The following is a 16,277-nucleotide window of genomic DNA, read 5'->3' as shown; positions in this document are numbered from 1 at the left end:
CGCGTTCCGATCCAACTCAAAGAGCTGGGATTGCAGCACTCCGGTCGGGCTGGCCATCGCGGTGCCGATCCCAAACAAGGCCAACGCTGAGACCAAACCAACTACAAGCAACGTTCTGCGGTTTCGCGGCGCGGCGTGCCGCGGTTTGTATTTCGCCATAATGCCTCCCTCTCTGTTGGCCCCTGTCACCAGGTAGGAGGCATGCCCGTCACACCCGGGTGTGACGGGGAAGGCATACAACGCCCGAACGCCGCGCAGCGCACGCGGTTGCAGGCCTTTTCGTTCCCCTATCGATGACTCTTCCCCTCAGAAGCTACCAACATGCTCAGGCAGATGAAGCGCTGAGGGAAGGAGCGGGGTGACTATTCGAAAAAGGTCAATTGTGACCAGTCACTTCCGGTGCCGCGAATGGGCCCAGAGAAGAGGCGCGGCTACCCGGCGCCCGCCAGAATCGCATCCCCGAGGGTGAAGCGGCCTTCATAGAGTGCCCGGCCGATCACCACCGCCTCGTAGCCGCAGTCGCGCAACCCGAGGAGATCCGCCAAATCCGACACACCGCCCGACGCAATGAGCTGGAGGGAAGGAGCCAGTTCCCTGATTCGGGCGAGCAAATCGGTGTCGGGCCCGGTCATCATCCCGTCTCGCTCGATTCCGGTGGCGAGGATCCACTCGACGCCGAGATCGACAAGGACCCGGCATACCTCTGCAACGGGTCTGCCCCGCTCCTCCCACCCGGATCCAGTTGCCCGGCCGTCACGAACGTCGAGGGCTGCCACGACCCGGCCGGATCCGTATTTCTCCACCAACGCGCCCGGGATGTCCGGATCCCACACGGCGGCGGTTCCGAGCACCACTCGCTCGGCGCCCCCGTCCAGAGCGTCGGCGGCGACGGCGACGGTGCGGATCCCTCCGCCGATCTGGAACCTCACCCCTGCCGCGGAGAGACGCATCCAGAGTTCCCTATCGGGATCACCATTGCGGGCTCCGTTCAGATCGACGATGTGGACCAGATCGGCCCCCTCATCGGCCCACGATCTGGCGACCGCCACGGGGTCCGACGCGTAGGTCGTGACGTCGTCGAAACGGCCCTGCCGCAGACGAACGACAGACCCGTCCAACACATCGACCGCCGGAATCACCTGCACCTACAACCGCCTGACTTCGCATGCCCCGCAGGCCCTGCACCGTAGCCTCTCGAGACCGAGTTTTCGAGTTCCCAGTTCCGGAATCCGGTCCGCTCACGGCCCGCATCAGTCCCGGCGCCGGCCGAACTCACACCACTCATCGCGGCCACCCGCTGATGCCCACAAGGTGTGGACAACTCGACACACGACCGGGATCGGCCACTCCCGGCAGAGGCAAAGATCAACTACTGCCGATCGTCCGAGTCGACAGACTCCGTCCCCGACGTCTGAGAGCATCCGCGCAAGCAGCGCCACAAGACGGGCACCGGAAAGGATCTCAACATGGACGATTCTTATTGGACCACTCGATCTCATAGCCTGCCCTCGAAATCAGACCATCCGTTCCAGTTCTCGATTGTTGCCCACACCCATTGACTGTTCGGCCCCCGCCCCCTATTCTGGAACACTCAGTCCATTTCAGTTCGCACCGGAAGAATGACCATGCCGCGCACCAAACAGTATGAACCGGACAGAATCGCAGGAATAGCGATGAATGTCTTCTGGACCCAGGGGTACGGGGCAACGTCAATCGAGGACCTCGCCGAGGCGACCGGCCTCTCCCGCTCCTCGCTCTACTCCGAGTACGGGTCGAAGCGGGAACTCTTCAGCACGGCCCTCAACCACTATCTGGAGTATTTCGGTACACGACTCGCCCCCCTCTCCGAAGGCGGACTCGACGCACTCGAGGCATTCTTCCAACAGGTTTCGGCGGATCAGCCCGACAAGCCGGCCGGGTGCCTGATGGTCAATACGATGACGGAACTGGTGCCACCGGACCCGTCCTTCGCCGACGACGCCGACCTCTACCGAATCATGATCAAAGACGCGTTTTCCGACGCACTGGCCACCGCCGAGACGAGGGGCGAAATCGACTCCGGATCGCCCGGCCGGCGAGCCGACTTTCTCACCACCCAGCTGTTCGGACTGTTCGTCGAACTGCGGGCCCAGACCTCTCGCACCGATATCGAACGCAGCGTCGAAGGAATCATCGCTGAAGTGAGATCCTGGAAGCGCCTGTCGCTGAAGCGCAGGCTCGGCGACCCTACGTAGCGCCCTTCACATCCCACACCCAACCGAGACGGGTGATCCGACGACTGTGCTCCCCGCTCGCCCGGGACCTTCCAACTCAGGCCGGACCCCCAGCGCCAGACCTGCCCCCCTCGACCCGGCCACCCAGTGGCCGGCCCACTCCCCCCGCCTCCGGCGAGGGGCGAATACGCGGGACCCGGACCTTCCGCTCGAACACAGCTAGCCCCCCTCGCCCCGGCCACCCTGTGGCGGGCCCACTCCCCCCGCCTCCGGCGAGGGGAGAATGCGTGGGGCCGGGTCCTGCCTCTCATCTGCTCTTCGATCTGGTCTGGTATTCTTGGTTTTGTATTAGCGTGCTAAAACGCTAATGTACTACAACACATTACCGACAGGATGTCTGATGGACCCCCGTGACGAATGGCGCAACCCCGATACCGAGGCATTGTTCGAAGCAGTGCTCACCCTCGAGGACACCGATGAGGTGGCCCGCTTCTTCCGCGACCTCCTCACCTTCAACGAACTAACCGAACTGGGCCAGCGCTGGGCGATCGTCCGCAAACTCGAAGAAGGCGTCCCCTACCGTCAAATCTCCGACGAGATCGGCGTGTCGACGGCCACCATCACCAGGGTCAACCAGTGGCGCCAGCACGGGATGAGCGGCTATCGCCTGGTACTCGACCGCCTGGCCGGAGCGGATTCCAAATGACCCGGACCCTCCGCCTGGCCGTCCCCAACAAAGGACGGCTGGAAGAGCCGACCGCCACTCTGCTGCGCGACGCCGGCCTCGTCTTCGAGAAGACGGAACGAGCCCTGTCGGTCGTCGTCCACAACGTCGACCTCGAACTGCTCTTCGTCCGGGCAGACGACATTCCCGAGATGATCGCCGACGGTGTCGCCGAACTCGGGATCACCGGTCAGGATCTGCTGGCCGAGCACGGCAACGGACTGCCCGTGCTGGCCGAACTGGGCTACGGCCGCTGCCGCCTGGTCGCCGCCGTCCCCCGCAACGTCGAAGCCGACAAGGCAGAGGACTTCGCCGGATTCCGGGTGGCGACATCGCACCCCCGGGTCACGGCCGACTTCTTCGCCGGCCGCGGCGTCGACGTCACGATCGTTCCGCTCAAAGGTTCCGTCGAGGTGGCTCCCAAACTCGACGTCGCGGATGCGGTGGTCGATCTCGTCTCCACCGGCAGCACACTGATGGTGAACGGTCTTCAACCGGTCGGGACCATCCTCGAATCCCAGGCCGTGCTGGCCGCCAATCCCGCTGCTGTCCGCGCGCGTTCAGCCGAGGTCGAGCAAGTGGTCACCGCCCTCTCGGCGGTCGTGGCCGGCCGCGGCAAGCGCTACCTGCTCCTCAACGCGCCGGCAGGCGCCGTCGACAAGATGGCAGAGATCATCCCCGGCATGGAGTCCCCCACCGTCGTCCCCCTCGCCGAAGAAGGCTGGGTGGCCGTCCATTCGGTGGTGGACGCCGACGACGTGTGGAACGTCCTCCCCGACCTCAAAGCCCTGGGCGGACGCGACATCCTCGTCCTCCGCATCCAGCAGTTGATCGCATGAGCAACCCGATCATGCCGCGAATCGTCCTCGGCGACCTCTCCCCGGCCGCCAGACAACGGATCGTCAGACGCTCGGCGGTGGTCGACCCGAACGTGCGGGCGGGAGCGGCGGTCATATGCGAGGAGGTACGAAGGGGTGGCGATGCAGCGCTGGCGGCCACTTCCGAACGTTTCGGCGGCGGACGGCCGGGCCGGATGCAGGTCACCCGCGCCGAGATGGACGCAGCACTCACCGCCATTCCGCCCGAGGAGCGCCTGGCGCTCGAGGCGGCCATCGCCAACGTCTCCACCTACCAGCGTTCCCACATGCCGGAGGATCGGATCATCGAAACCGTCCCCGGAGTGGAGATCGCCCGCCGCTGGTCTCCGCTGCGGAGGGTCGGAGCCTACGTGCCCGGCGGCAAGGCGGCCTACCCATCGACCCTGATCATGACGGTCGCACCTGCCCGCCTCGCCGGGGTCGAGGAAGTCGTCGTGGTCAGCCCGGCCGGCCCCGACGGCGAAGTGTCCGACACCCTGCTGGCCGCCGCCGCGCTGCTGGAAGTCGACGAGATGTACATCGTGGGCGGAGCACAGGGCATCGCCGCCCTCGCCTACGGCACGGAGACGATCCGTCCGGTGGACAAAATCGTCGGACCCGGCAACGCCTGGGTCACCGCCGCCAAGCTGTATGTGTTCGGCGAGTGCGGCATCGACCTGCCCGCCGGCCCCAGCGAAGTGTGCGTCCTGGCCGACGAGACCTCCGACCCCCGCCTGGTGGCGGTCGACCTGCTCTCACAGGCCGAGCACGGTCCCGACTCGCCGGCGGTGCTGGTCACCGCCGACGACACCCTGTTCGACCGGGTCGAGGTGGAACTGGAAGCACTGCTGACCCGGTTGTCCCGTTCCGACATCCTCGAAGTCGCCCTGGCCGACCACGGTCTGATGGTGCTCGCACCGTCGCACGAGGAGGCAATCAGCTTCGTAGACGATTACGCCCCCGAGCACGCCACGATCCTCACGGCCGACCCCCGGTCTGATGCCAAACGGATCCGCGGGGCCGGATCGGTCTACGTGGGCCGGTGGTCGCCCGAATCGGCCGGCGACTACGCCACCGGCGCCAACCACGTCCTCCCCACCGGCGGACTCGCCAGAGCCTACGGGCCGCTGGGGATCGAGGATTTCGGTTCGTGGCGGCAGGTGCAGACCCTCACCCGCGCAGGACTCGGCCGGTTGCGACCGACCATCACCTGCCTCGCCGAAGCCGAGGGGCTCACCGCCCACAAGCTCGCCGCCGACCTCCGCTTCGAAGCCGGGGAGGAGTCGTGACCGCTCCCGTCTATCAGTGGCAGCCGACCACCCGCCAGATAGCCGCCCGCGCCGGGATCGACCCGGGCGACGTCATCCGCTTCGACCACAACACATCGCCGGCCACCTTCGACTGGGCAGGAGAAGCCGCCGCAGCAGCCGCGAGCGGCCTCAACGAATACCCGGGAGCCGACTACCGGCCGCTGCGAGAAGCGATCGCCGCCTACACCGGAACCGACCCGGATCAGGTGGTTCCCGGCGCCGGAGCAGACGAGTTGATCCTGCTCACCGCCGGCGCCTTCCTCCCCGCCGGGGGAACCGCGGTGAGCGCCCCGCCCACCTACACGCTCTATGCAGTCGCCACCGGCCAGCGCGACGCCACACTCGTTGAGGTGCCCAGACGGACTTCCGACTTCGGCCTGGACGTCGAAACCATCAAGTCGGCTGCCCGGACGGCGAACCTCGTCTGGCTGTGCGTGCCCAACAACCCGACGGGTCACCGCGATCCGGACGATGAGATCCGCGCGATCATCGAATCGACCGGCGCGGTAGTGGTCCTCGACGGAGCGTACGCCGAGTTCACCGGAGACCGCTGGTCCACCTGGCTCGACGAGTACCCCAACCTGGTCGTCCTCGGAACCATGTCCAAGGCCTTTGCTCTGGCCGGCGCCCGGGTCGGATACTCGCTGTCGTCACCCGCCCTGGCCGCGGAACTCCACAAGCGGCGCCCGCCGGGCAGCATCTCAACCCTGTCGGCCGCCCTCGCCGAGCGGGCCCTCGCAGAACCGGACTGGGCCACCGCCAACGTCGAGGCGGTCACCGCCCAGAGAGACTCGCTCGCCGCCCGGCTGGCGGGGCTCGGGTTCGAGATGTCTCCGACGGTCACCAACTTCGTCCTCGCCCGGGTCGGACCCGGAGCCCGCGACCTGGCCGAAAACCTGATGTGGGAAGACGGAATCGTCGTACGTTCCTTCCCGGAAACCCACACTCTCAACCTCTACTTGAGGTTCACCGTCCGCTCCCCCGCCGAGAACGATCGTCTGATCACCACACTGTCCAGGAGGCTGCCATGACCCGCACCGCTGCCGTCGAACGCTCGACCCGAGAAACCAGAGTATCGGTGGCGCTCGATCTCGACGGATCCGGCGAAGGTGAAATCTCAACCGGAGTCGGGTTCTTCGACCACCTGCTCACGTCGCTCTCCCACCACTCGCTCATCGACCTGACCGTCAAGACGGAGGGCGACCTCCACATAGACGACCATCACACGGTCGAAGACACGGCCCTGGTTCTCGGAGAGGCGCTGGCCTTGGCGCTCGGCGATCGTTCGGGCATATCCCGTTTCGCCGACGCCCGGGTGCCGATGGACGAAGCCGTTGCCGAAGCCGTGCTCGACGTGAGCGGCCGTCCCTATGCGGTCATCAACCTGCCGTTCACGACCGAACGGATCGGCAACCTGACCACACAGAACATCGCCCACGCCCTCGAAGCGTTCACCCGCACCGCCGGGCTGACCCTGCACCTCAGTGCCCGCGGCGCCAACGACCACCACATCGCCGAAGCCGCCTTCAAGGCGCTGGCCAGAGCCCTGCGTTCCGCCGTGGCCGTCGACCCCCGCAGGACGGGCATTCCGTCGACCAAGGGAACCTTGTGACGCGCATCGCCGTCATCGACCACGGGGCAGGCAACCTCGTCTCCATCGCCCAGGGACTGCAACGGACCGGGGCAGAAGTCGTCGTGGCCGAAACACCGGCAGACCTGGCCGGCGCCGACGGTGTGGTACTGCCCGGTGTCGGCTCGACGGGTGCCGCCATGCGAAGGCTCGAGGAAACCGGCTTCGTCTCTCCCCTCCGGGAACTGGATCGACCGCTCCTCGGCATCTGCGTGGGTCTGCAGTTGTTCTTCGAATCCAGCGACGAGGACGGCACCGCCTGCCTCGGTCTCATGGGCGGCCGGGTGGAACAGTTGCTCGACACCCCCAAACTCCCCCACATCGGCTGGAACGACCTGGACTTCGTGCGCCCCGATCCCCTCTTCGCCGGAATCCGCGCCGGCACCCCCTTCTACTTCGTTCACTCGTATGCCGTCTACCCGGCCGACGAGGCGGTCGCCGTGGCCATGGCGTCCTACGGAAAACCATTCGTGGCCGCAGCCAGGGACGGACTGCGGGTCGGAGTGCAGTTCCACCCTGAACGCAGCGGGCCCGACGGCATGAGAGTGCTCGCCAACTTCGTGAACGGATGCCGCGAGGCCGCCGATGCTGCGTAGCCGGATCATCCCCTGCCTCGACGTCGACAACGGACGGGTGGTGAAGGGCGTGAACTTCGTCGATCTCGTCGATGAAGGCGACCCGGTGGAGCTGGCCGCCCGCTATGCCGCCGAGGGCGCCGATGAGATCGTCTACCTCGACATCACCGCCTCGTCGGACGACCGGGCCATCTTTCTCGACGTGGTCCACCGGACCGCCTCGGAGGTGTTCGTCCCTCTCACCGTCGGCGGCGGCGTCCGTTCGGTCGACGACATGCGGGCCGTGCTGAGAGCCGGTGCCGACAAGGTCTCGGTCAATACCGCAGCTGTGGAACGTCCTGCGCTGATCGCCGAATGTGCGGCCCAGTTCGGCCGCCAATGTGTCGTGCTGGCCGTCGACGCCAAGCGGACGGGCGATTCCTGGGAGGTCTACACCCACGGAGGGCGAACCCCGACGGGACTCGATGCGATCGACTGGGTGCGGGAGGGTGTCCGCCTCGGAGCCGGCGAGATACTGCTCACCTCTATGGACCGTGACGGGACGAAAGACGGCTTCGACCTCGAGTTGCTGCGTGCCGCAGGCGAAGCCGTCGACGTTCCGATCATTGCTTCCGGCGGTGCCGGGTCCATCGCACACTGCGTCGCCGCAATCACCGACGGACGGGCCGATGCCGTGCTGGCCGCCTCGATCTTCCACCGGAGAGAAATCGGGATAGACGCGGTGAAGGCAGGACTCGAAGAAGCCGGCGTGCCGGTGAGGAGGGTCGCGTCGTGAGACCATCTGGCAAAGCTGCCCCCCTCGACTCCTCGCTGCGCTCGGACCCACTCCCCCCGCCTGACGGCGGGGGGAGAAAGGGGGCGCGATGACCGACCTGATTGCAGGCATCGTGCAGGATGCGGACACCGGGCGGGTGCTGATGCTCGGGTACCTGAACCAGGAGGCCATCGATCTCACCAGGGAGACCGGCTTCGTTCACTTCTGGAGCCGCGCGCGGCAGGAACTGTGGAAGAAGGGCGAGACCAGCGGCAACACCCTTCGATTCGTCGACATGGCTGAAGACTGCGACGGCGATGCACTGTTGATCCGGGCGATGCCGGACGGGCCCACCTGTCACACCGGCACGGTGAGCTGTTTCGACGGCCGCCAGGTGGCACCCCTCCCCCGGCCTTCGGCGGGAGGGGAAGAAGAAGCATTCCTCCCCCGGCACCGGACGGGGGAGGTGGCCTCGCCGTCAGGCGAGGGCGGAGGGGGCGAACCTCGCTTTGATCTCTCACCGCTCTGGCAAACCATCCTGAAGCGCAGGGCCGAGCGCCCGGAAGGTTCCTACACCGTGACGTTGATCGATGGTGGGATCGATCTCGTCGGACGCAAGGTGCTCGAGGAAGCCGGCGAGGTGCTGATGGCCGCCAAGGATCACACCAACGGAGCGGCGGACGATCGGCGAGTCGCCGAAGAGGCAGGCGATCTGCTCTATCACCTTCTGGTCCTCCTGGCCGAGCGCGGGATCTCGCTGCGAGAGGTGACGGAAGTGTTAGAGGAACGGGCGAGGTAGGACCTGCAGACCCAACCGCGTTCCTCTCCCGTCGCCAGACGGGGGAGGTGGCTTCGCCGGCAGGCGAAGGCGGAGGGGGCACAAACCCCCACGACGATCTCTGAGAGTCATCCGAAAGAGGACTATCAGCCGATAGATCCGGCTTGCCGGCGCTCCACGTATGCGAGGAACGCTCTCAGTAGCACCGAAGCCTTACAATCCTGCCATGACCACAAGGACCGTCCTCGGAACCTGCCATCACGACTGCCCGGACACCTGCGGGTGGATCGCAACGGTCGAGGACGGTGTGGCCGTGCAGCTGCGCGGCAATCCCGATCATCCTTACTCGAAGGGCGAGCTGTGCCCGAAGGTCAACCACTTCATCGACCGGGTCTACAGCCCGGACCGTCTCCTGTATCCGCTGGTCAGGACCGGCTCCAAGGGTGACGGTCGATACCGGAGGGCGTCCTGGGCCGAGGCGTTGAGCATCGTCGCCGGACGGTTGCAGACCGTCGTCGACCGCTGGGGCGGGGAAGCGATCCTCCCTTGGTGGGACGCCGGCACCCAGGGCCTGATCCAGATGAGCTCCCTCGACCGTCGATTCTTCGCCCGGCTCGGCTCTTCCCGGCAGAGCGGTTCGCTGTGCGGCGGAACCGCCAGCGCCGGAACTTCCGCCACCTACGGGACATCCCACGCCGCCGACCCTCTCGACGTTCGCCATTCCGGGTTGGTCCTCTTGTGGGGAACGAACACCAAGCTCACCAACCGCCACCTCTGGCCGTTCATCGAAGAAGCACGGCAGAAGGGCGCCGAGGTCGTCACCATCGACCCGCTCCGGACCGCCACGGCCGCAGCATCCGACCGCCACATCCAGCCGCGGCCCGGAACGGACGTCGCGCTGATGCTCGCCATGATGCACGTCCTGATCCGAGATGATCTACTCGACCACGACTACATCGAGAGACACTCAACGGGGTTCGAGGCGCTCCGGGACCACGTGTCTGAGTGGACGCCCGGGCGGGCCGCGGTCGAATGCGGCATCGACGCAGGCGTGATCGAGGACCTCGCCCGCTCCTACGGGAAGACCAGAACAGCTCACATCCGCACCCTCATCGGTGCAGAGCACCACGAGAACGGCGCGATGTTCTTCCGGGCCCTCGCCTGCCTCCCGGTGCTGACCGGCTCCTGGCGCCATCTCGGCGGCGGCCTGTCGAAGAGCACCCATTCGTGGTCGGAGGCCAATGTCGACGACCGCGTCTTCGACGGCGCCGACACCGGGCGGGCCCGCCGGGAAATCAACATGAACCACCTCGGCCGCGCCCTCACCGATCCGTCGATGGACCCGCCGGTGCAGGCCCTGTTCGTCTGGAACGGGAACCCGGCCGTGACGGTCCCCAACGCCGCGCTGATCCGGCAGGGCCTCGAACGTGACGATCTCTTCACCGTGGTGAGCGAACAGTTCATGACCGACACGGCCCGCTATGCCGATGTGATCTTCCCGGCGACGACTCAGCTCGAGCAACTCGACGTCGTCACCGCCTGGGGACACCTCTACATGGGCTGGAACGAACCTGCGATCGCCCCGCTCGGTGAAGCAGTGCCCAACACGGAGCTGTGGCGGCGCCTGGCGGCCGCCATGGGGTTCGAGGGAGACGGGTTCACCGAATCCGACCGCAGCCTGATCGAGTCGGCGATAACGGGCATCGACCTGGACCGGCTGCAACAGGACGGATTCGTGCGGGTCGACGCGCCCGAGAAACTCCTCCCCTATGCGGAGGGGGGGTTCAAGACCGCCAGCGGCAAGGCCGAGCTCTTCTCAGCAGACCTGGAGCGACAAGGCCTCGACCCGCTCCCGACCTACCGCACCCCGGGGGAGAGCCCGGGCGGGGCCTCCGAGCTCGCCGACCGCTATCCGCTGGCCCTGCTCACACCCAAGCACCACACGAGATTCCTGAACAGCTCCTACAGCCACCTGCCCAAACACGGTCCACGTGAGGGCGGCCCGTTCGTTGAGATGGATCCCGTCGATGCCGCCCGGCGGGGGTTGTCGGACGGCGACGAGGCGCACGTGTGGAACGACCGGGCCCGGCTCACGCTGACCGCCCGGATAAGCGACCGCCTGCGGCCCGGAGTCGTGGCCGTCCCGTTCGGATGGCAAGGAGCCGACCACGGTCAGCCCGCCACCGCCAACTCGCTGACCAGCGACACGCCGACCGACTGGGGCGGCGGAGTCGCCTACTCGGACACGTTGGTAGAGGTAGCGAAGGCCACGATCTGACTTTTCTCAGCAATGCTGGTGCGCGTGGGGAACATCAGTATTGCTGAGAATCGGAGAGAGGTTTTCTCGGCAATGCTGGTGCGCGTGGGGAACAACAGTATTGCTGAGAATCAGAGCGGAACCGCTAGACGCTCGTTCCGCGCTGCCAGCTCTCGTAGAGGCGGCCGTAGATACCGCCTTCCGCGACCAGTTGCGAGTGGGAACCGTCCTGGACGATCCGGCCCCGATCGAACACGATGACACGGTCGGCGGACTCGGCGGTCGACATGCGGTGGGCGATCGTCACAACCGTGCGCCCGGTGGTCAGGCCGGTCAAGGCCCGGCTGATACGCACTTCGGTCGCCGGATCGACCGCCGACGTTGCCTCGTCGAGCACCAGCAGATCAGGGTCGGCGATGGCCGCCCGCACCAACGTGACCAGCTGCCGCTCCCCCACCGAGAGAGCATTGCCACGCTCCCCCACCTGGGTCGCCAGCCCGGCGGTCAGCTCCCCCAGCCAGTCGCGCAACCCGAGCCGGTCGAACGCTGAGGTCAACTCGTCGTCCGACGCTTCCGGCCGGCCCATCCGTACGTTGTCGGCGATCGTGCCGCTGAACAACATGCCCTCCTGCGGGACCATGACTACCCGGTCGCGCAGCGACTCGAACCGGACGGTCCGGAGGTCGGCCCCACCCATCAGCACCCTTCCCGAGGTGGGGTCCATCAACCGGGTCAGGAGCTTGGCGAAAGTCGTCTTACCGGATCCGGTCTCACCGACCACTGCCACCCGGCTGCGGGGTTCGATCTCCAGCGACACCTCCAGCAACGCCGCCGTTCCGCTGGCCTCCCGGGCCACCTCGCCGGGGCGCGGATAGCGGAACGAAACTCCGTCGAACGCGACACCGAGCGGTTCGTGTGGCAGGTCCACTCCGCCCGAGCCCGGGTCGGCGACATCGGGCGCTATGTCCAGCACGTCGAGCACTCGCCGCCAGCCTGCGACCGCCGTCTGCGCCTCGTTCACCGCCTCACCGAGCATCTGCACCGGTTGCACGAACAACTGCACCAGGAACAGGAACGCCACGACCGTTCCCACCGAGATCGAGCCACCGACCGCCAGGATCGTGCCCACCACCAGCACGGCGGCAACGATCACCGCCGAGAGCAACTCACCCGCCCCGGAGAAGGACGACGACAGCGCCCCGGCCCGTACTCCCGACCTGCGGTGGTTCTCGATGGCGTCGCCGAGACGGTTCCGGATTCGATCTTCGATTCCGTATGCACGGATCACCGGAGCGCCCACCACCACCTCGGCCAGAACGGCCAGCATCCGGCCCACCCGTTCCCGCACGGTCAGATAGGCAACTTCCAAACGCGATTGGAACCACTTGATCGTCAACACGATCAACGGCACCAGCAGCACCACGACCAGAGCCAGCCGCGGCGAGTAGACGAACATGACGACCAGGGACAGGAGCGCCTGGCCGCCGTTGATGATCAACATCAGTCCGCCCCACTGCATGAACCTGCTGATCTGATCGACGTCGGAGGTGACGCGGGCCACCAGAACACCACGCTGCTCGGACGCCTGATGAAGCATCGACAGATCGTGGATATGACGGAATGCCCGCACCCGCAGACGCGACAACGCCGTCTCCGAAACGCGGGCCAGACGCAGGTGCATGCCCCCGGTGGAACCTGCCGTAACGACGACCGCCAGGAACGCCCATCCGGTCATCTGCGCTACGAACCCCATGTCGACGCCGCCGGCGGCGAAGCCGCCATCGATGATCTGCTGTACCGCCACCGGGACGATGACCCGCCCGGCCGTCGCGATCAGGGCGAGCAGCAGCGTCCCCGGCAGCCCGCGACGCAACTCCGGCGACAGGCTCAGCCCTCGCCGTATCGTTGCCGTCGCACCGCGCCGTTCGGCTTGCTGGGCGGCGATGGTCATCGGGATTCCTCTTGTTCGTAGGCGTCGATGAGTCCCCGGTAGGGCGCCAGACTCCGGTACAGCTCGTCATGAGGTCCGCGACCGATGACCCTGCCGTCCTCGATGTAGATGACCTCGTCGGCGAGGACTATCGAGGAACGCCGGTAGGCGACGATCACCACCGTCGTGTCGAGTTCCGCCAGACCGGAGAGTATGTCCTGTTCGATTGAGGGGTCGACGGCGGATGTGGCGTCGTCCAGCACCAGCAGGCGCGGGTGCCGGATCAGCGCCCTGGCCAGGGCGATCCGTTGACGCTGCCCGCCCGAAAGCGAGGCGCCCCGCTCGCCGACCAGAGTGTCGAACCCTTCGGGCAGGTCGGAGATGAACCCATCGGCGTGGGCGAGCTCGGCGGCGGCCAGCACCTGTTCGTAGCTGTAGTCGCCGCCGAGCGAGATGTTGTTGTAGACGGTGTCGTCGAACAGGAACACTTCCTGGAAGACCAGACTGACCGCATCCGAGAGTTCCGTTCGCTGAAGGTCGGCGAGACCGTGACCGTCGAGACAGATCTCTCCACGGTCCGGATCGAACAGCCGCACCATCAGATGGGCAAGAGTCGATTTGCCGGATCCCGTTGGGCCGACCAGTGCCACCGTTCGACCCGGCGCAACGCTGAGCGTCACCGATTCCACACCGCGCCGGTCGTCCGTGTACGTGGAAGCACCCGTATCACCGAACCCGGAGAGATCGTCGGTGCGGGTCTCGGGGTACTGAAACCCGACGGAATCGACACTCGCCGCCGCACCGCCGCCGCGACCGCTCTCCTGCACTCCGTACACCACGGTGCCCTGTTCCTGGAGCACTCCGTCTATCCGGTCCATGCCCACGACCGAGCGCGGCATTTCCCCGAGCAGCCACCCGAACACGCGCATCGGAAGGGCGACCAGACGGAAGAGGTAGGCGAAGGTCACCATCGTCCCGGCCGTTACGGCTCCTTGCTCGACCCGCCACGCCCCCACCGCCAGCACCGCCAGAATGCCGATGCTCGGCAGCGCCTCCATGAGCGGATCGAATATCGCCCGCAACGAACCGACCTCGACCATCCGATCACGTAGAGCATCGGACCGTTCGCCGAACCTGCCGACCTCCTGATCCTCCCGACCGAGCGTCTTGACCACCAGAGCGGCGTCGAACGACTCGTGAGCAATCTCGGCTACTTCGGCCCGGAGCCGCTGGGCTCTGGCAGCGACCGCCCTCATTCGCCTCTGATAGAAGAAGTTGACGATCAGGATGGCCGGTCCGACCGCGAAGCCGACGATCGCCAGAAACGGGTCGGTCAGCACGAGCAGGGTTGCGGTGATCACGAGCATCACTATGACCCCGAACGCCATCGGCAACGGCGCAGCTATGAAGGAGGCCGCTTCGACGTCCTCGTTGACGTTGGCGAGCAACTGCCCGGTCGGGTGGCGGCGATGCCATTCGATCGGAAGCTGGAGGTAGCGGTCGGTCACCTCGGTGCGGTCGCGCGCCTGCAACCGGTACTGCGCGGCGTACGCTCCGTAGCGGCGCAGAGTTATCCCGAGGGCCCTGGCCAGCGCGACCCCGATCACCGCCGCCGCACCGCCGGCCAGCGTGGCGGCCCCGACCTCTCCGGCGTCGATGGCGGGCAGCAGGATGTCGTCGGTGATCCAGCCGATCACATAGGACGAAACGATCGTCATCACCGCGAAGAGGACGGTCCCGGCACCACCCAGAGCGAACTGCTTCGGAGCCCTTCGAAGCTGCCTGGCGATCAGATCGCGACCGCGGCCCAGCAGGGCAACGTCGAGCGAAGGCGGGTCGGTGACCGGTGGTGAAGACATCGGAGCAAGGCTACGACATGCAAGAGGGCAATTGGCAATTGGCCGTGGCGCCAGCAGGCCAGCGGCCCGGGTGATCTACTCGATCAGATGGTTCTTGCCCACGACCACGATTCCGTTCTCGGAGACCGTGAAACGTTCCCGGTCCGCCTCCAGGTCCACGCCGATTTGGAAACCGTCTGGAACGGTCACATCTTTGTCGATGATCGCCCGCCGGACGACTGCGCCGCGCCCTATGACCGTCCCGTCCATCAAGACCGAGTCTTCGACCGAGGCGTAGGAGTTGACCCTCACCTCGGGTGAGATGATCGACCCGCGGACCGAACCCCCGGAAATGATCGCCCCGTTGGACACGATCGAGTTGATCGCCGTGCCGCGCCGCTGGTCTTCATCGTGCACGAACTTGGCGGGCGGCCACGGGAAATGCCAGGTGAAGATCGGCCATTCCTCGTTGTAGAGATTGAATATCGGAGAAGTGGCAATCAGGTCCATGGAGGCCTCGTAATACGCATCGAGTGTTCCGACGTCGCGCCAGTAGCCGCGTTCCGGCTCTTCCTGGCCCGGTACCTCGTTGTCGTGGAAGTCGTAGACACGGGCCCGACCCATCTCGGTCATCATCGGCATCAGATTGCCGCCGATGTCGTGTCGCGAATCCTCGTCCTCGGCGTCGGCCAGGACGATCTCACGGAGAACGGCTGCGTCGAACACGTAGTTGCCCATCGAGGCGTAGGCCATGTCGGGCCTGCCCGGCATGGAAGGGGGATCGGCCGGTTTCTCGAGGAAGTGTCTGATAGTGCCGTCGGGAGCTGCGTCGATGATCCCGAACTGGGAGGCTCCTTCGATCGGAATAGGGATGGCAGCCACCGTGACCCCTGTCCCGGAGTCGATGTGCTGCCGAACCATCTGCGCCGGATCCATGCGATAGATGTGATCGGCACCAAACACAATCACGTAGTCGGGGTTCTCATCGCTGAGAATGTTCAGGTTCTGGGCGATCGCGTCGGCACTGCCCTCGTACCAGTGCGGGCCGCGCCGCATCTGCGCCGGTACCGGCGTGACGTAGCTGCCGAGAATGGGCGACAATCTCCATGTCTGCGAGAGATGCACGTCGAGACTGTGGCTCTTGTACTGGGTGAGCACCGCAATGCGCCGGTAGTTGGCGTTGACCAGATTCGAGAGCACGAAGTCGACCAACCGGTAGTGGCCGCCGAACGGGACGGCCGGTTTGGCCCTCGATCTGGTGAGCGGGAACAGGCGGTTGCCCTCTCCCCCTGCCAGAACCATCGCGATTGTATGCGGCCTGCGTGCCATGGCCTGAACCTAGCCGAGTCGAAGCCTCCTTCGCCGGAACCCCACGCCTCCCATTCACCGTGCCCGAGCAAAGAGCGCGGGA

Annotated in this window: 14 protein-coding genes; 10 read left to right on the top strand and 4 right to left on the bottom strand. The window is 66.2% G+C overall.

Going from position 1 to position 16,277, the window contains the following annotated elements; genetic code table 11:
• Nucleotides 1–431: 431 nt before the first annotated feature.
• Nucleotides 432–1,145 (bottom strand): 1-(5-phosphoribosyl)-5-[(5-phosphoribosylamino)methylideneamino] imidazole-4-carboxamide isomerase, encoded by a 714-nt coding sequence (locus tag VLT15_00515; GenBank protein HSR43696.1) that lies wholly within the window; start codon nucleotides 1,143–1,145, stop codon nucleotides 432–434.
• Nucleotides 1,146–1,625: 480 nt separating this feature from the next.
• On the opposite strand from VLT15_00515, the gene VLT15_00510 reads away from it, so the two are divergent.
• The 10 genes from VLT15_00510 to VLT15_00465 all read left to right on the top strand — a co-directional run bounded on the left by VLT15_00510 (nucleotide 1,626) and on the right by VLT15_00465 (nucleotide 11,119).
• Entirely contained in the window at nucleotides 1,626–2,234 is a 609-nt protein-coding gene (locus VLT15_00510) for a TetR/AcrR family transcriptional regulator (GenBank protein ID HSR43695.1), read from the top strand.
• A 379-nt stretch (nucleotides 2,235–2,613) separates the two neighbouring features.
• Complete coding sequence (locus VLT15_00505) at nucleotides 2,614–2,919, top strand: YerC/YecD family TrpR-related protein (GenBank protein ID HSR43694.1); 306 nt, start codon at nucleotides 2,614–2,616, stop codon at nucleotides 2,917–2,919.
• Nucleotides 2,916–3,776 carry an ATP phosphoribosyltransferase gene (hisG, locus tag VLT15_00500; GenBank protein ID HSR43693.1) on the top strand — a complete coding sequence of 287 codons (861 nt, stop codon included), beginning with the start codon at nucleotides 2,916–2,918 and terminating at the stop codon, nucleotides 3,774–3,776. Before VLT15_00505 ends, hisG begins: the two co-directional genes overlap by 4 nt.
• Nucleotides 3,773–5,083 (top strand): histidinol dehydrogenase, encoded by a 1,311-nt coding sequence (gene hisD, locus VLT15_00495; protein ID HSR43692.1) that lies wholly within the window; start codon nucleotides 3,773–3,775, stop codon nucleotides 5,081–5,083. Before hisG ends, hisD begins: the two co-directional genes overlap by 4 nt.
• Nucleotides 5,080–6,135: a histidinol-phosphate transaminase gene (locus VLT15_00490; protein HSR43691.1), complete on the top strand. Its 1,056-nt coding sequence runs from the start codon at nucleotides 5,080–5,082 to the stop codon at nucleotides 6,133–6,135. Before hisD ends, VLT15_00490 begins: the two co-directional genes overlap by 4 nt.
• A complete protein-coding gene (hisB, locus tag VLT15_00485; protein ID HSR43690.1) occupies nucleotides 6,132–6,716 on the top strand; it encodes an imidazoleglycerol-phosphate dehydratase HisB in 585 nt (194 codons plus the stop codon). Before VLT15_00490 ends, hisB begins: the two co-directional genes overlap by 4 nt.
• A complete protein-coding gene (gene hisH / locus VLT15_00480; GenBank protein HSR43689.1) occupies nucleotides 6,713–7,330 on the top strand; it encodes an imidazole glycerol phosphate synthase subunit HisH in 618 nt (205 codons plus the stop codon). The genes hisB and hisH overlap by 4 nt, the downstream gene beginning before the upstream one ends.
• Nucleotides 7,320–8,084, top strand: coding sequence for an imidazole glycerol phosphate synthase subunit HisF (gene hisF, locus VLT15_00475; protein HSR43688.1), 765 nt, complete (start codon nucleotides 7,320–7,322; stop codon nucleotides 8,082–8,084). The genes hisH and hisF overlap by 11 nt, the downstream gene beginning before the upstream one ends.
• An 88-nt stretch (nucleotides 8,085–8,172) precedes the next feature.
• Nucleotides 8,173–8,862 carry a bifunctional phosphoribosyl-AMP cyclohydrolase/phosphoribosyl-ATP diphosphatase HisIE gene (gene hisIE, locus VLT15_00470; GenBank protein HSR43687.1) on the top strand — a complete coding sequence of 230 codons (690 nt, stop codon included), beginning with the start codon at nucleotides 8,173–8,175 and terminating at the stop codon, nucleotides 8,860–8,862.
• A gap of 205 nt (nucleotides 8,863–9,067) precedes the next feature.
• The gene (locus VLT15_00465; protein ID HSR43686.1) at nucleotides 9,068–11,119 is read left to right on the top strand and encodes a molybdopterin-dependent oxidoreductase; all 2,052 of its coding nucleotides are present in this window, start codon (nucleotides 9,068–9,070) and stop codon (nucleotides 11,117–11,119) included.
• A gap of 124 nt (nucleotides 11,120–11,243) precedes the next feature.
• Here VLT15_00465 and VLT15_00460 read toward each other — a convergent pair whose 3' ends face one another.
• The 3 genes from VLT15_00460 to glgC all read right to left on the bottom strand — a co-directional run bounded on the left by VLT15_00460 (nucleotide 11,244) and on the right by glgC (nucleotide 16,195).
• Complete coding sequence (locus VLT15_00460) at nucleotides 11,244–13,049, bottom strand: ABC transporter ATP-binding protein (GenBank protein ID HSR43685.1); 1,806 nt, start codon at nucleotides 13,047–13,049, stop codon at nucleotides 11,244–11,246.
• A complete protein-coding gene (locus tag VLT15_00455) occupies nucleotides 13,046–14,887 on the bottom strand; it encodes an ABC transporter ATP-binding protein (GenBank protein ID HSR43684.1) in 1,842 nt (613 codons plus the stop codon). Before VLT15_00455 ends, VLT15_00460 begins: the two co-directional genes overlap by 4 nt.
• A gap of 75 nt (nucleotides 14,888–14,962) precedes the next feature.
• Nucleotides 14,963–16,195 carry a glucose-1-phosphate adenylyltransferase gene (gene glgC, locus VLT15_00450; GenBank protein HSR43683.1) on the bottom strand — a complete coding sequence of 411 codons (1,233 nt, stop codon included), beginning with the start codon at nucleotides 16,193–16,195 and terminating at the stop codon, nucleotides 14,963–14,965.
• Nucleotides 16,196–16,277: the final 82 nt, after the last annotated feature.

This window comes from Acidimicrobiia bacterium (genome assembly GCA_035471805.1).
Lineage (GTDB): Bacteria > Actinomycetota > Acidimicrobiia > Spongiisociales > JAHEDJ01 > JAHEDJ01.
Note: the sequence above shows the minus strand (reverse complement) of the source record. Positions and strands in the feature narration are given on the sequence as shown.

Bases quoted from the DNA above. Each gene is read 5' to 3' on its own strand.
- hisG (HSR43693.1), top strand. From the start codon at position 2,916: ATGACCCGGACCCTCCGCCTGGCCGTCCCCAACAAAGGACGGCTGGAA.
- VLT15_00460 (HSR43685.1), bottom strand. From the start codon at position 13,049: ATGACCATCGCCGCCCAGCAAGCCGAACGGCGCGGTGCGACGGCAACG.
- hisD (HSR43692.1), top strand. From the start codon at position 3,773: ATGAGCAACCCGATCATGCCGCGAATCGTCCTCGGCGACCTCTCCCCG.
- VLT15_00465 (HSR43686.1), top strand. From the start codon at position 9,068: ATGACCACAAGGACCGTCCTCGGAACCTGCCATCACGACTGCCCGGAC.
- VLT15_00510 (HSR43695.1), top strand. From the start codon at position 1,626: ATGCCGCGCACCAAACAGTATGAACCGGACAGAATCGCAGGAATAGCG.
- glgC (HSR43683.1), bottom strand. From the start codon at position 16,195: ATGGCACGCAGGCCGCATACAATCGCGATGGTTCTGGCAGGGGGAGAG.
- hisIE (HSR43687.1), top strand. From the start codon at position 8,173: ATGACCGACCTGATTGCAGGCATCGTGCAGGATGCGGACACCGGGCGG.
- VLT15_00505 (HSR43694.1), top strand. From the start codon at position 2,614: ATGGACCCCCGTGACGAATGGCGCAACCCCGATACCGAGGCATTGTTC.
- hisB (HSR43690.1), top strand. From the start codon at position 6,132: ATGACCCGCACCGCTGCCGTCGAACGCTCGACCCGAGAAACCAGAGTA.
- hisF (HSR43688.1), top strand. From the start codon at position 7,320: ATGCTGCGTAGCCGGATCATCCCCTGCCTCGACGTCGACAACGGACGG.
- VLT15_00455 (HSR43684.1), bottom strand. From the start codon at position 14,887: ATGTCTTCACCACCGGTCACCGACCCGCCTTCGCTCGACGTTGCCCTG.